Source organism: Aliiglaciecola sp. LCG003, assembly GCF_030316135.1.
Lineage (GTDB): Bacteria > Pseudomonadota > Gammaproteobacteria > Enterobacterales > Alteromonadaceae > Aliiglaciecola.
Genome location: NZ_CP128185.1, coordinates 833,790 through 848,560 on the forward strand (window position 1 = coordinate 833,790; position 14,771 = coordinate 848,560).

At 43.9% G+C, this 14,771-nt stretch carries 12 protein-coding genes; 2 read left to right on the plus strand and 10 right to left on the minus strand.

All coding sequences use genetic code 11. From position 1 onward, the window contains the following. The first annotated feature begins 99 nt into the window (after positions 1-99). On the plus strand, positions 100-306 hold the full coding sequence (locus QR722_RS03480; protein ID WP_286285362.1) for a hypothetical protein: 207 nt from the start codon (positions 100-102) through the stop codon (positions 304-306). A 61-nt stretch (positions 307-367) separates the two neighbouring features. Here the strand turns inward: QR722_RS03480 and QR722_RS03485 are convergent, their stop codons facing one another. Both QR722_RS03485 and QR722_RS03490 read right to left on the minus strand, forming a co-directional pair. Beyond that, positions 368-1,363 (minus strand): LLM class flavin-dependent oxidoreductase, encoded by a 996-nt coding sequence (locus QR722_RS03485; protein WP_286285363.1) that lies wholly within the window; start codon positions 1,361-1,363, stop codon positions 368-370. A gap of 296 nt (positions 1,364-1,659) precedes the next feature. Then, positions 1,660-2,259, minus strand: coding sequence for a YigZ family protein (locus QR722_RS03490; protein WP_286285364.1), 600 nt, complete (start codon positions 2,257-2,259; stop codon positions 1,660-1,662). A 431-nt stretch (positions 2,260-2,690) separates the two neighbouring features. Here QR722_RS03490 and QR722_RS03495 point away from each other — a divergent pair, with 431 nt between their 5' ends. Beyond that, a complete protein-coding gene (locus QR722_RS03495) occupies positions 2,691-3,836 on the plus strand; it encodes a mechanosensitive ion channel family protein (RefSeq protein WP_502872463.1) in 1,146 nt (381 codons plus the stop codon). Between the two features lie 77 nt (positions 3,837-3,913). Here the strand turns inward: QR722_RS03495 and QR722_RS03500 are convergent, their stop codons facing one another. From QR722_RS03500 to QR722_RS03535, 8 genes are all read right to left on the minus strand, one after another. Beyond that, on the minus strand, positions 3,914-5,119 hold the full coding sequence (locus QR722_RS03500) for a DUF4785 domain-containing protein (RefSeq protein WP_286285366.1): 1,206 nt from the start codon (positions 5,117-5,119) through the stop codon (positions 3,914-3,916). Between the two features lie 9 nt (positions 5,120-5,128). Then, positions 5,129-6,007, minus strand: coding sequence for a hypothetical protein (locus tag QR722_RS03505; RefSeq protein ID WP_502872454.1), 879 nt, complete (start codon positions 6,005-6,007; stop codon positions 5,129-5,131). A 268-nt stretch (positions 6,008-6,275) separates the two neighbouring features. Beyond that, entirely contained in the window at positions 6,276-7,430 is a 1,155-nt protein-coding gene (locus tag QR722_RS03510) for a PepSY-associated TM helix domain-containing protein (protein ID WP_286285367.1), read from the minus strand. A gap of 360 nt (positions 7,431-7,790) precedes the next feature. Further along, positions 7,791-8,144, minus strand: coding sequence for a hypothetical protein (locus tag QR722_RS03515; RefSeq protein WP_286285368.1), 354 nt, complete (start codon positions 8,142-8,144; stop codon positions 7,791-7,793). Between the two features lie 296 nt (positions 8,145-8,440). Beyond that, the gene (locus QR722_RS03520) at positions 8,441-8,944 is read right to left on the minus strand and encodes a TlpA family protein disulfide reductase (protein WP_286285369.1); all 504 of its coding nucleotides are present in this window, start codon (positions 8,942-8,944) and stop codon (positions 8,441-8,443) included. A gap of 112 nt (positions 8,945-9,056) precedes the next feature. Next, a complete protein-coding gene (locus QR722_RS03525; protein WP_286285370.1) occupies positions 9,057-10,448 on the minus strand; it encodes a M20/M25/M40 family metallo-hydrolase in 1,392 nt (463 codons plus the stop codon). 205 nt (positions 10,449-10,653) lie between these two features. Then, the gene (locus QR722_RS03530; protein WP_286285371.1) at positions 10,654-12,501 is read right to left on the minus strand and encodes a glycoside hydrolase family 3 protein; all 1,848 of its coding nucleotides are present in this window, start codon (positions 12,499-12,501) and stop codon (positions 10,654-10,656) included. Further along, the gene (locus QR722_RS03535) at positions 12,494-14,716 is read right to left on the minus strand and encodes a glycoside hydrolase family 3 N-terminal domain-containing protein (RefSeq protein ID WP_286285372.1); all 2,223 of its coding nucleotides are present in this window, start codon (positions 14,714-14,716) and stop codon (positions 12,494-12,496) included. Before QR722_RS03535 ends, QR722_RS03530 begins: the two co-directional genes overlap by 8 nt. Positions 14,717-14,771 lie beyond the last annotated feature (55 nt).

Here is a 14,771-nt window from a genome sequence, read left to right on the forward strand (position 1 = left end):
CGGCCCTATAGTCTGGACTTATAACCGCAGGGACGTGAACAACACTGATTTAGTCTAGGATATTACTTATGAGTAATTGCATATTTGAGGCTGTTCTGTATGGATGATTCGTCCCTTATGGTATGGAGTGTGCTGTTTAGCGGCATTGGGATCGGCTTTTTCCTTTACGGCAAAAAGCAAAAAGCCGCGGTGCCTCTACTAACCGGAATTGCTTTGTGCGTATTTCCTTATTTCGTGCCCAGTGTCACTGTGTTACTTTTAGTTGGGCTGGTATTAATAGCGATACCCTACTTCTTCAGGTATTAACTGCTCAATAGTCTTCATGTTTAAAAACCGATAATGCTGTGCTTCGCATCTCAACTTCGAATTAGTTTGATTGCAACGATCCTATGTCAGCCATTTGTTCCACAGTGTTTAGCCGTGCAGCCATATTGTGAACTGGGACAGACACGATTAGCTCATCAATCTGAGTTGCTTCGATAAAGCGCTGTAGCTTTGCTTCAACAGTCGGTTTGCTGCCTACTAGAGCATATTGCAGAGTGTGTTCTACCATAGCTTGCTCAGATGCGCTCCAGTATGGGGACATATCATCTACCGGTCGGGCAAACGGCTTGTTCAAACCTCGACGCATGTTAACAAACTGCTGCTGCACAGAGGTAAACAGAAATTTAGCTTCTTCATCAGTGTCAGCTACTACCGCCATTACACCTGCCATGACATAAGGTGTCTGCAACTGTTCCGATGGGCGAAAATGTTCTCTATACAAATTTATCGCCGTAATTAACTGATCTGGCGCGAAATGGGAGGCAAAGCTGTAAGGTAAGCCTAACTGAGCGGCTAGCTGCGCACTGTATAGACTTGAACCCAACAACCACAGTGGTATATGGGTGTCTATGCCCGGAATCGCAATGATACTTTGCCCGGCTTGTCGGGTACCCAAGTAGCGTTGAAGTTGCTGTATTGCTGCAGGGTAGTCTTCTACCGCAGCATTTAAGTCACGATTCAATGCCCTTGCTGTCGCCATATCAGTGCCAGGCGCGCGGCCTAATCCCAAATCCACACGTTCAGGAAATAGCGCTGCTAAGGTTCCGAATTGCTCCGCTACAATTAAAGGCGAATGATTCGGCAGCATTATGCCACCCGAACCAATGCGAATAGTAGAGGTCGCAGCACCGATATGCGCTAGTACCACCGCTGTTGCGGAGCTGGCGACGCCTTGCATGCCATGATGTTCAGCCAGCCAAACTCGCCTATAGCCGCAATTTTCGGCAGTAATGGCCAAGTGCTTGCTGTTTTCCAATGCTTGGGAAATGGACGAACCTTCGGTAATGGGAGCAAGATCAAGAATCGAAAAAGGTGTCATATTCAGTATCTTTATTCAGTTTGGTTACTCTGGGTATGCTTAAATTATTGGGGGAGATAGGCCAAATGCAAGGGGCTGAGCCAAACAATATCTATTCTAATTAATTCAAAGTGACGATAGCGTAACTGTTACCAAATATGCTTTTCAGGGACGAAACCGCTAAGGGTACACGGATGTATTCACCGTGTGTATGTATTCTGTTAACTGCCTTGGCATAAACTAGTTTTGTGTCATCTAACCAAGATAAACTGGACGCCTTCCCCACGGTGTTTTAGTTCGTACATAAGACTGCGGCTTTAGGCCACCTTTTTACATACCGCTCCCATGCTGGCGCACAATGATTTAAGTGAGTCATAGTCGGCTGGTTCAATCGACAGGGTCAGCATTACATCATTGGTATAGCTGCAGTCCTCGACAACTCCTTGATGTTGTTCGGTCCAATGCCTAAGAAATTGCTCATCTTTGAACTGAGCAACAACGGTGACAGGTATCAATAACCGCATAGTCGTAGTTACGAGCTTCTCCATGACGAGTTGCGAAGATGTTGAGTATGCTCGGACCAATCCGCCTGCGCCGAGCTTAATACCACCAAAATAACGGGTAACCACCAATATTATGTCGCCTACGCCTTTATGTTGCAGTACGTTCAGTATAGGTTTACCTGCTGTACCGCTGGGCTCCCCATCATCAGACATAGCTGCACTTATGGGGGAGTCTGGGTTGCCTAATAAATAAGCCCAGCAATGGTGGCGGGCATCTGGGAACGCGGCTTTTATAGCTGAAAGGGCTTGTAATGCCTGCTCTCTATTGGTTACATAGGTTGCCATTGCAATAAATTTGCTTTTTTTGATTTCATACAGCGATTCAGCTGATTTTGCAGGAATAGGGTAAGTCATCGGTTAATTATACAAGGAATTTTGCACATGTCTTGCCTGCGCCTATGCACAAAATAATGTTTCGACTAACAGGGTGTTAAGACAACCGCCGACACTCATGTAACTTTTACCAACTGCCAGACAAGATTTCTCATTTACCGATATCTGATGGAGTGCTATTTATGCTCGTCAGATTAGTTTTTATTGTGACAGACGCTAGAGCCCCTTAAAAAACTAAAGGTTGAAGCCATTAGATTAGCTTATTTTCGATAAGCTCTTCCATTGGCCCTAATTTTGCTAAACTTTCAGCACACTCTATTTGCTAGTACATTAATATGTTTAAAAAAATTAGCGGTTTTCTATTTATTTGTTGTTTGATGGCCAGTCCTGTTGGTGCTTCAATAGTTGTTCAATCAAGTCTTCTGGTTAGCCAAGCAAATTCAGCTGAAATAATGGCTATTGCTCAAACTGATCAACCCAATGCTGCGCAAGACGACGATCTTGAGCCAATGTCAGTTGTTGAGCCACATTCCTTAGAGCAAGAAACCAGTATAATATGGCGCGAAGCAGAGCAATATTGGCAAGCCTTTTTGGCTTCTCTGCCTATGATAGTTATAGGTTTTGTTCTATTCGTAATTATATTTCTTGCTGCTAGGCCTTTGTCAGAGTTGCTGGTTAAGCCACTTCGCTTTGTTAGCAGCAGTCAATTGATCCAAGTTGTAGTCAGGCGCTTGGTTAGCATCTTGATTATACTCTTCGGTCTATATTTATTTTTACGCTTTGCCGGCTTGAGTGAATTTGCCGTAGCAATCCTATCAGGCACCGGAGTGATGGGACTAATCATCGGTTTTGCATTTAAAGATATAGCCGAAAATTTTATTTCAAGCTTACTACTGAGTATCCAAAAACCTTTTAAAATTGATGATGTTATCGAAGTGGATGGTCGATTAGGTGTCGTTAAGCAAGTTACCGCACGGGCAACTACTTTAGTCGATTTCGACGGCGATCATATTCAAATTCCTAATGCGACTGTGTATAAAAATATCATTCGTAATTTGACCGCAAATCCCAAGTCCAGAGGGAAGTTTGTAATTGGAATAGGGTACGACTCAAGCATTATCGAGTCACAAAAAATTGCCCTAACAGTGCTAAATAGTACCGAAGCTGTATTGGCAGACCCTGAGCCTCAAGTGCTGGTGGATGTATTAGCATCATCAACCATCAATCTTAAAGTGTATTTTTGGATCAATAGTCATGAACACAGTTTGCTTAAAGTGTCTTCATTTTTAATGCGAGCCATTATGCGCGAACTTGAGAAAAATGGTATCAGCATGCCTGATGACGCTAGAGAGATAATTTTCCCTCAAGGTATTACGGTTCATCAAGCTGCTCCAGCGACTGAAACGCAAGGCAAAGACAATCCAGCCCAAATCAGACGTTCGCTAATTGACGAGGCCATCCTTGATGACACTCGACAAAATCTAGATGATTACGATGAAGATGACGGGGAGGGTGAGGATTTAAGCAGTGACGCAGAAGATATTCGTCAACAAGCCAAAGAGGCTCGTGATCCTGAAAAAGGTGAAAATATCTTATAGAGAAAAGCGTAGTTTTAAGGTAGATAGTGGGAAGGTCAAAAGGGTGTGTCCGACACCCTTTTATATCAGACCTAAATTTACGGCCTGAATTTCGGTACTATTTTAGGTGGGTTCACTGCCAGCGGATTTTGTTCCTCTAACATGGCCATTTGTTGCTGATCATAAAGTCGAATATTAGCTATTTTAAAGGGCTTTTTGACACCGGCATTGGCTATAATGTCCGGATTGAACATCAAAGGCAAGGTCGCTAAGCCTGGGTTTAGTGATTGGGCCACATGGGTTTCCATTACGGGTACCAGAGCGCCACTTGCATCAGTACCATACAGCACAGCTCTCACTTCAAACCGACTGTATTCATTGACCATAATACTAACATGGGCTCCATTTATTTCGGTCTCGGGCAGTATGTTACTTTCGATTCTCGCAGTGGCTTTACTTAACGCAAATGCAAATTTCGCTTTGCGCTGAAATACTTTGCCTTTATGGCTCCCATTGGCTTCGACCAATAATTCATATAATCCCTCAATAGGGGAGATAATAGTTGATAGGTTAGGGCGCATGAAGACCAAGTTGCCGTTTTTGTATTCTGATTTTAGTTTAACTCTGGAGCCATCCACACCAATCAATATGCCTGTGAAATTCACCGGTCTTAACGCTCTTGGTCCACTTTTAAGTGTGTTGGGAAGTGTTACTGACACGCGGGCTAAAATATCACGTTGGGCATTAACACTTTGACTGTCGGTTTCAAGATTTAATATGTATTCACTATCTGGTTCCCTCACCATAATAAGAAAGTTTTCTTGAGGGCTTAAAGGTTGGTCAGTCTGTAACTTTAATGGACCTTGGTCAGGTGCATTTTTATCAGTAAATACGGCAGCCGAGCGCGAGAAAAAGCCAGTTTGAGCCAACTGCGCTTCTGATACCCCCTTGCTTAGCACCACTGCACCTTGTTCAGATAATAGTTTCATCTGACTGACATCAAGTTGTGTGACAGGCTGAGCTGAAGAAGCTTGGTCCTGTGAATTTGAGTCTCGGGATTGGGACACTAACATTAATATTCTAGGGCTGGTGTTATTCAGCGCTACACCTTTATTAAGTTGAGCTCCGCTGACTTTAAACCAGTATTCTTTACTTGCAACCGCCGCACTTCGGTCAAAATCTAAGACTTTACCTGTATCTTTTATTGGAAGACTAAATTGATTTAAATCAGAGGCTTGAATACTCAAAGAAATAAAAACTAGAGTAATGGCTAGAATAAGTTTTATCGTTAATATATTTTTCATGATAGCCACCTATATATTGTTACGAATGATTTGGTCTAACCCAAAGCATGCACGACGAGATTGCTGATGACTAAGGGGTTCTGAGCCATTTAACACTTGCTTGTCTCTAAACCAAACTGAGCCTGCAGCTTCTTGAGAACGACATTCAAGAAATCCATCGGAGCAGGAATCCAGCCAATTTTGGGTAAACTCCAAAGCAACCTGATTAGAATAGCCACCACAATAACTATCACCATCAAAAGGTGATGAATCTACATCGGTACCTGTAACCACTTTAAAAGGTACAGGTAAACTTCTACCGTCGGTGCCTAGAAGCCAAAATTCATTGAAGTACTCCATCCATTCTACTTGTTGCATTTGAACAGCATCGCTTGCGTAACCTAATAACCAACCTAGGCTTTGCTCGAATATATTGCCGTTAACAACGGCATTTGCTAGAGGTGTACCGCCGCTGGATGGTGCGATGGCGGTGACATTTTGTGTTGCAGTGATAATAATAGGATAACGACTGTCCCAAGTTGGATTTGACAGTATCCACCTGACAACATTGGCGCCATTTGAATGGGTGATCAGGTAAAGCTCAGTGATTTGATTTGCCAATCCCCAGCGATAAATTTGATCGGCAACACACACCGAAGCCCGCTCTGTCCAGATATATTGTTCAAAATCACAGTTTATTACCAAATGAGGATTGTTGTTACCAGACATGATTGAATTGATAAAGTCACTTGTCCAATAATCATCTTCTGCATTTGTTTGATAACCTGTACCGTGAATAAAAACCACGCCCTTTACTGCCAGTGCTTGATGTGAAAAGCCCCCCAGAAACATGCTGATTATGAGCAGCATGCGCCAAGAGATGACCTTGTGAAAATTGAATTGAAACATGGTGTTTTCCTTTGATGTTCAATGTAGTCAGGGTTGGGTATAGCTCACTAAGTGTAGACTAATTTTTGAACAATTCAGGTTTTGATGTGTTGTTAAACAGGAGGGTCTTAGCGGTTTAAGTTTAAATGTAGTTAATATCCATTAAAGCTATAAAAATAGCCGCACAATTGCAGATTAAGGGTCCAAATATGGGCGTTAGACCTCTGAACGTTTTAGCTAGCAACCTTTTGATTAGCGCAATGGATAATTCAATTCTGGCGCATAGTTATTAACTTAACTTCTGAATACAATTTTGGGTCTGATAGATTTGCTTCCTGCGGTTGCGTCGGGCACTTTTTCGTTTGCTGTGGCGGTGAAACCACAAATAGAAGCCTGTGCCACCTAATACTATTGGCATTAATCCCATTAGACACCAAAGGGTTTTAATCAGCAGCCCACCAAAATTGCCAAAATGTAGCCTGCGGAATGAGTCGATAGTTTGAGTACCTAATCCTTGTTCGCGAATATCATAAGAAACAGTATGGCTACCTTGTTGAGCATCATAGCTAACAGTACTGGCATAGTTACTTAAAAGTGGATTAGTCGGTACTCGCCCAAAGAATGTAAAGGGCAAACCGGGTTCGTAGGGCATTAATAAGTAAGTGGCTCGAAACCCCTCAAGACGTTTACTACTATCCTCTAACAATGCTTGAAGAGACAAGTTGTCGTTGTAAAGTCGTTGCTGCATGATATGGTGCTCTGCACCTTCAGCGTGTTCCAGCTCTTCCATGACAAACATACTGATATTGAAATACCCGCCGGTGATACCAAGTATAAGCAATACTGGCGATGCTGTTACACCCACCATTTTGTGTAGGTCACTAAAAAATACCATCATCTTTTTATCCCAACGCAGGGTCAAAAATCGTTGCCAGAATTTACGGTATATTATCAAGCCACTTATGCCTAATAGAGTTAAAAAGATCGCAAAAAGGCTGGTGAACAACAAACCCAAATGTTCATTTAAACCATCAATGTCATTGAGTAGTAGGGTGTAATGCAATGATAAAAGCCAGTCAGTAATATAGTGGGTGGTTTCAACCGGTTGGCTGAGAACTTTTCCGGCATAGGGATCTAGGTGGGCTTTATACCATTTATCTGTGCCGCGCTTGATGACGAATATTCGGTCAGCTTCGTGGTGATCATCAAATAACTCCCAACTTCCCAACTCGTAATCTGGTAGGGTTTGATTAATCACTGCCAGTAGAGTATCCATGTCCTGCCGAGAGCCACTGGCGTCAATTATTGATGCTTTTTCGGGCATTAACCAAACATCAATTTCTTGCTTAAAAACCAACAAACTACCGGTTAGGCATATCACCAAAAAAGGTAGCAGCGAAAACAAGCCTAAATAGCTGTGGATTTTAAATAATTGTTTTCTCATAACTGCTAGCTCTGGGTAATAGGTTGTAATTAAATAGACCTGCAAAGGTCTTTGGGTAAGTAATCTGATTTATAGATATTCGATATTGGTTAGCGCCGCAGTTGGATTATCAAGGGACAAAGTGCCTTCAAATGTCAGGATATAAATCGATTGGTTTAAATCTTAATGCAAATGATAATGATTATCAAGTGGGTGGGTTTTTTTTGCTTCCATTCATGGAACCATGCTGGCTGTTGAATATTGCAAAATATTTGAACGCTAATCTCGCCCAACGGAAAGACTGATGGAGGAAGGTTGAATTGACAAATTGCTACTAATTCACTTGCCGTACTAGGCTACCTACTGGTAAATCCAGAGTTGTTAATGGTCGGACGTCAGCCGCAGTTCAGTTGTATGTTGCTTATCATCAAGGTGTTCAGCTGTCTGGTGAATGCTGTCTCCTTCATTAGTTTGCATTTGTTTTGGCGCTCTGTTTGCGGAACAAGCAGTAATATTACAATCCTCGATGGTGACTGTTTTATCACCATGTGGCAAAGCCGTTTTGTTGCTAGGCGAATCCGCCTTAACGCTGGCGCTGGTGTCGGGGGATAATTTTGGACTAGAAAAAATGTCGTTTTTCATCTGTGCTGAAGTGCCGAACCAGAATGTGCCTTGGGGCATGGCATGAGATAATATCAGTATGATTACGGCACCAATAGTTGCAATAATATGCATAAAAAATCCTGTTTAGAATCCATCTCGATAGATTGGTTCGGCTGATTAACTGCCTTCCTGTGCTTTCGGATGCCTTATATAGGATGAATAGATTCTAGTGAAATGGGAGTAAAATCAATTTATTATATGTAAATTAAGTAAGCATTTATGTCGCAGGAAACATTTTGTCATTTTTTTTGACCGGTGGGGTTAAAACCCAAATGCGCACTGCTTACCAATGATTCACGGATAAGCAGTGTTAAAAACTATGCTGATATTTTGTAAATAAACTCAATTCATTGATTTAGAAAGTATGTTTAGCTAGAAAGTTCACTATTCAATACGTTGATTATCTTATCAATCGATGACTCGCCGTAGCCGACATTTTGAAAAATCAATTTACCGTCTTTGCCCACAATAAACAGGTGGGGAATGCCTTCGACACCGAATTCATCACCAATTTGGCCGCGTACATCATGGGTCATGGTTAGTGATAAAGTGGATAGCTGCTTTCTTATCCGTCTATATTTCTTGCGGCTTTCTTTATAATTAATCGCAACCACATGAATTTTATCCTTGCCAATTTTTGACTGGATAGCTTCTAAGACTGGAAGTTCCTCTATACAAGGCGCGCACCAGGAGGCCCAAAAAGAAATAATGACCACTTTCCCTTTATTATTTTCCAAAGTGATCTGTTGGTCTTGACTATTGTTGCCGAGGTAATTAGGCGGGCTATCTCCGGTGTTTAACTGACCAAAGGCAAAATGCCAGGGCATCAGCGATAGACATAAACAAGATAATAAAATGATTCGGCTAGGCATTTAATTGATTCCTTTCAAACGTTAGTTGCTTTGTGGATAAGCAACAGATGTTACATTTTTTATCCACAGAAGCGAAAACAGTTTTATTAGATTTACCCGTTATTCCTGCGCTTTAGTTAAAGCGTCCCGGCCAGTCGGCTGCTAATTTAACAAAAATTACCCAAGCTGCTACATTTTGGGCTAGTTCCTCAGGGACGATTTTATCAAAGGTATCATCTGGGGTGTGATGAATGTCGAAGTAGGGCGTAAAATCTTGCACTAAGCCAACTGCTGGCATTCCGGCTCTCACCATAGGGCCAAAATCAGCCGAACCCGTGGCCTTGGCGCTACTGCGCACAACACCAAGAGGCGCCATAAGTTTTAGCATTTCGTCAACCACATGCAAAGACTCGTGGCTGACCGAACTGGACAGAGCCAATACCTTTCCTGCACCACCATCTGATTCTGCTCCGATGATATGCTTGGCTAGTTCATCAGCATGATCTAGTGCGTACTGTTTGCCGCCGAAAACGCCAATTTCCTCAGCTCCAAACATTACCACCCTGATGGTCCGTTTAGGACGTTGCTGTTGGGCAATTAATTTTGCAGCTGCTACCGTAATACCTATTCCTGAAGCATCATCTACTGCTCCCGTACCTTGGTCCCAGCTGTCTAAGTGACCGCCTATTGCAACAATCTCATCGGGACGTTCGCTACCGGTTATCTCACCGATCACATTGTAAGTGGTGGCATCGGGTAAAACTTCAGTTTGAATATTTAGCCGCATAGTCGTAGTTTTATTGTGAGCCAAAATTCGATCGAGTTGATCTGCATCTGGGTTGGATAAGGCCGCAGCAGGAATTTTAGTAACGCCGTCTTCATACGAAGTCACGCCAGTGTGGGGGGAACGCTGAGAGTCTGTGCCGATGGAGCGGATAACTAACCCAATAGCGCCCTTTTTTGCTGCGGAAGCTGCGCCGCGAAATCGAGCAGGACCTGCATCACCGTAACCACGTCCCGAACTGTGTTTTTCCATGCGTTTAGAGATATACACAATTTTATTGTTGGCAGAACCATCAGCAGAAGACTCTAGCGCTTCAATGCTATCAAAGTGGATAATTTCTGCCTCTAAACCATTTTTAGGTGTGCTTACCGAGCCGCCCAATGCGCTTATAATTAAATTTTGTGGGAAGGGAGCAATCACCTCGGCACTTTCATGCAATCTTAACCAAACGGGAATACTAACGGGTTCTTTCCATACTTTATCAAAGCCAAGGGATTGTAACTTGGCCATACCCCACTCGACGGCTTTTTTATCAGCGTCGGTGCCGGGCAATCTGGCACCAACTTCGGTTGTTAGAGATGCCGTAATGTCCAAGGCCAGCGTACTTTCAAGTGCTTGTTCGCGCAGTTGCTCTGCTTGTTGCAGTGTAAGCTCTGGCACCTCTTGAGATACCGCGTTTGATGATAAAGATAGCGTGGCGAGCGCCAACCCCAAAATGGATGTCCAAAACTGTTTTTTCACTTGTTTCTCCCGGGTAAGTAGAGCAACCAGTATATGCAACTTTATAGACCTGTACAGGGGGGGTATCTGATCCTGATTTAGGATAATTGATAAAAATGTCAGGGCTAGTTTCCAGAGTAGGGGCGACAGACTCACTTGGGGAAGTTGTCATTCAATGTACACCGCAAAGTGAGGTAGCCTGATTTAAATCAAGTTTCTAGGTTAATTAATTTTTTGAATGTGTGGTTTTGTAGCCTAGGCCGTAACCAACCGGAAATCGTGTCGCATACAGTGGTGCATCTTGTGCCTGTTTAAGTGGCGGGTGTTGAGGCCAAGCAAAGCCCAAGGTTCCACTAAATGCATGATCACCGAAAAGTAGATCGGCAATCCCTTGTCCTTCTGAGCCGGGCAGCCAAGCAGCAATAAAACTATCCGCCAATGCAAGCTCCTCATCAACAATCAATGGACGGCCACTAAGCAGAATGACAATCATCGGAATACTTTTCCCGTGAATCGCAGCTATCAAGGCTAGGTCTTCGGGATGCAGATACTGTAATTCCAAGGAATTCCTAGCCGATTCAATTAATTGTATTTGTCCATTCACTGCAAAGCCTGACTTGAACACTACATCATCATCATAGCGGATATCGCCCCTGCCTTCTGCATAGGGAGTCTCACCTATTACGACAATTGCAGCGTCAAACATCTCAGGATTGATTGCTGGAATATCAGCTTGTTCGACGAGTTGTGACTGGGTCGCGCAGGATGCTATCCCTTGCCAAATGGATGTGGCCGAAGGCAATTCATCGTTGCCAGACAAGCCTTGCCAGGTCACGGTAAATCCACCACATTGATGGCCTTTGTTGTCGGCATTTTTACCGCATACCAACAACCTAGCCCCTTTATTGATAGGAAGTAAATCGTTTTCATTTTTCAATAAAACTAAAGACTTTCTAACCGCTTCTCGGGCAAGCTGACGATGGGTATTCGAGCCAAAGCTTGGCGAGCCAGACAATAGTCGTTTTGAAGGACAAGGTTTTTCAAACAAGCCAAATGCCATTTTGACCGATAGGATACGCCTAACGGCATCGTCTATTCGGGCCATAGGAACCGTACCTAATTCAACATGACTAACTAAATGTTCAATGAACTGCTGCCAATTATCCGGTACCATAAACATATCGATACCGGCGTTTACCCCCTGCGCTACAGCGATATAAAAATCATCTGCTAAGTAGTCGATGCCCTGCATATCTGAGATGACTAAGCCGTGAAATTGCATATCGTTTTTCAATACTTCGGTCAGCAAATACCTGTGGGCATGACATTTATCGCCATTCCAACTACTAAAAGAAACCATAATGGTCATCGCGCCCGCTTCTATAGCGGCATGGTATGGCTGAATATGAGTTTTTTTAAGCTGTTGCCAACTGAGTTCAGTATTACCCTGATCGATGCCGTGGGTAGTTCCGCCATCGCCAATCCAGTGTTTAACACACGCCAATACCCCTGTTTCACTTAGATCGCCTTGTAAGCCGGTTACCATATGATGAGCAAATTGACTAACGGTTTCAGGATCTTGAGAAAAACTTTCGTACGTCCGGCCCCAATGATAATCCTGGGCCAAGGCTAAATTAGGCGCAAACACCCAATCTACACCCGCAGCGAGCACCTCTTGCGCAGTAGTGCGGGCAATACGCTCAATTAAGTTGAAATCTCTGCTCGCTCCTAGTCCAATATTGTGCGGAAAGATCACTGCGTTTTGAACATTATTATTGCCATGAATAGCGTCTACACCATAGAGAATTGGAATACCTTGGTGGTGATCATCTTTAGTGGTTGAAGCCTGCCAATAAGCATCAGCCATTTGTATCCAGTCTTGCAATAGGTTATCGCCCGGGCATGAGCCGGCTGCACTTAGCACTGAACCTAGGTGAAAGCGATAAACATCATCTGGCGTACATGTTGTGCGTTCAGCTTGGGTCATTTGGCCTACTTTTTGCGCCAAAGTCATTTTATCCAGAAGCGTCTGAACCGCATTGGAAATGGAATGGTTAAAGTGCTTTTTAGCCATTGAGCAACTCGAATTCTGTACGTAGTTGAGTGGCTGAACTACCGCCTACCCAAAGGTGAAATTGCCCCGCCTCGACAATAAACTGCATATCGCGGCCATAAAACCCCAATTCATCAGCCGTTAAGTGAAACTGCACTTGCTTGCTTTGACCTGGAAGTAACCTAATAGTAGTAAACTGTTTTAATTCTTTCACGGGGCGAGTGACATTTGCGACTAAATCTCGCACATACAACTGGGCGATTTCGTCCACTGCGTAGCGTCCTGTGTTGTGTATTTCTACACTTACAATTAGCACTTCAGTTGACTTTATTTGCGACCGATTCAAGCTTAAGTTGTCATAGTGGATCAGTGAATAGGATAAACCAAAACCGAATTCGTATAACGGCGTAAAGTGGGTATCTAAGTGATTAGAAGCCATGCCTAATGAGGTCTGGGGAGAGCGAATTGCAATGTCATCAATGTATACAAACTGTGCTTCGCTGACAGGCTTGCCCGAGTGCTTATGGTTATAGAAAATCGGAATTTGGCCCACTTTACGAGGAAATGTCACTGGCAGCTTGCCGCTAGGACTGAGCTCGCCAAATAACAATTCGGTAATCGCCGGGCCTGCCATGGTGCCCGGATGCCAGGCGTACAAAATGCTGTCGACCTTGTCGATAATAGGCTCAAGGGTTAGGGGCCGTCCAGCCATTATAATTAGCACAAGTGCGGTACCTGTTAATGCGAGCTGTTCGATTAACTGCTGTTGTGCACCGGGCAGGCCAATGTCCGCTCGACAATGGGCTTCCCCAGACAAGATTGATTCTTCACCTAAAAATAGCAAGGCTACATCTGCTTGCTGAGTAAGCTTGATGGCCTCAGCAAAACCAGCGGTCGATGTGCTTCGTGTGGTTTCCAAGGCGCTAGCATAATCAATATGTATGTCGTTTGGCAGATAGTCCCGTAATGCGTCTAAGCATGTGACACTTTGTTGCGCCTCACCATCAAACACCCAAGTCCCCATTTGTTCGTAACCATCGTCTGCGAGTGGACCAATAACTGCTATTCGCGACAGTTCTTTGGCCGCTAAAGGCAGTCGCTGCTGATGGTTTTGTAATAGCACACAACTTTTTTGCACCAGCGTTTTGGCCACGGCTAAGTGATCTGGCTGGTAATATTGGGGGATCTTTTGGATTTGCTGCAAGGGTTGGTCAAATAAACCTAACTGTTCTTTTAAACTGAGGATCTTTGCCACACTTGCATCTAGCTCTTCAGGGGAAACCTGTTGGATGTCGAGTAAATTGTGTAGATGATCATGATAAGTGCTGCTGACCATCTCCATATCAATTCCTGCGTTGAACGCCTGGCAAGCAGAATCGCGATCATTGGCACTTATACCGTGGATCTGAAGTTGTGAAATTGATTCCCAGTCACTGACGACAAAACCAGAAAACTGCCATTCATCGCGCAAAATCGTTTTCATCAGCCAAGCATTGCCGCTAGCAGGAACACCATTTAGATCTGAAAACGACGCCATAAACGTTGCTACGCCGGTCTTGGCCGCGGCATGAAATGGTGGTAGATACACATTTCTCAGCTCATGCTCTGGAATATTTGTGGTGGCGTAATCTCGTCCGCTTTCTACTGCTCCATAGCCGGCAAAGTGTTTCGCGCAAGCCGCGATAGCGCCAGCGCCAGACATATCGTCACCTTGAAACCCCTTTACCATAGCGTTTCCCAGCACCGAACATAGATAGGGATCTTCACCCAAACTTTCTGCAATTCTGCCCCAGCGTGGATCGCGGCTGATATCTATCATAGGGGCAAAAGTCCAATTTATTCCTACCATTGACGCTTCTTGGGCGGCAATCTTAGCCGCCTTTTCGACCCACTCTGGGGACCAACTGGCTGCTTGGCCCAATGGTATTGGGAAAATAGTTTTAAATCCGTGGATCACATCGCGGCCAATCAGTAGTGGTATCCCAAGGGGACTGTGCTGGATGGCTAATTGTTGTAAAGCTTTTACGATTTCGGGGTCGACTTCATTGATAACTGAACCCACTAATCCTTGCTTGACCCGCTGTTCCAGTGATTGACTGATTTTGCCCTCATTGCCACTAAGCTGACTCAATTGTCCTATTTTCTGTTGGATGGTCATCTTGGCCAATAAATTCATCACTCTAGGTGAGTAAGGCCTTCCAAGAACCGATGTAACGGAAGATGTCTCGCTATGCATGTGGAGTTCCAAATTTACTGACAGCTAGGCAAACAGTGGGGTTACATATCACAGT

What these genes read in the sequence shown, in the direction of transcription:
- QR722_RS03480 (WP_286285362.1), top strand. Translation starts at nt 100, where the DNA reads ATGGATGATTCGTCCCTTATGGTATGGAGTGTGCTGTTTAGCGGCATT.
- QR722_RS03485 (WP_286285363.1), bottom strand. Translation starts at nt 1,363, where the DNA reads ATGACACCTTTTTCGATTCTTGATCTTGCTCCCATTACCGAAGGTTCG.
- QR722_RS03490 (WP_286285364.1), bottom strand. Translation starts at nt 2,259, where the DNA reads ATGACTTACCCTATTCCTGCAAAATCAGCTGAATCGCTGTATGAAATC.
- QR722_RS03495 (WP_502872463.1), top strand. Translation starts at nt 2,691, where the DNA reads ATGGCTATTGCTCAAACTGATCAACCCAATGCTGCGCAAGACGACGAT.
- QR722_RS03500 (WP_286285366.1), bottom strand. Translation starts at nt 5,119, where the DNA reads ATGAAAAATATATTAACGATAAAACTTATTCTAGCCATTACTCTAGTT.
- QR722_RS03505 (WP_502872454.1), bottom strand. Translation starts at nt 6,007, where the DNA reads ATGTTTCAATTCAATTTTCACAAGGTCATCTCTTGGCGCATGCTGCTC.
- QR722_RS03510 (WP_286285367.1), bottom strand. Translation starts at nt 7,430, where the DNA reads ATGAGAAAACAATTATTTAAAATCCACAGCTATTTAGGCTTGTTTTCG.
- QR722_RS03515 (WP_286285368.1), bottom strand. Translation starts at nt 8,144, where the DNA reads ATGCATATTATTGCAACTATTGGTGCCGTAATCATACTGATATTATCT.
- QR722_RS03520 (WP_286285369.1), bottom strand. Translation starts at nt 8,944, where the DNA reads ATGCCTAGCCGAATCATTTTATTATCTTGTTTATGTCTATCGCTGATG.
- QR722_RS03530 (WP_286285371.1), bottom strand. Translation starts at nt 12,501, where the DNA reads ATGGCTAAAAAGCACTTTAACCATTCCATTTCCAATGCGGTTCAGACG.
- QR722_RS03535 (WP_286285372.1), bottom strand. Translation starts at nt 14,716, where the DNA reads ATGCATAGCGAGACATCTTCCGTTACATCGGTTCTTGGAAGGCCTTAC.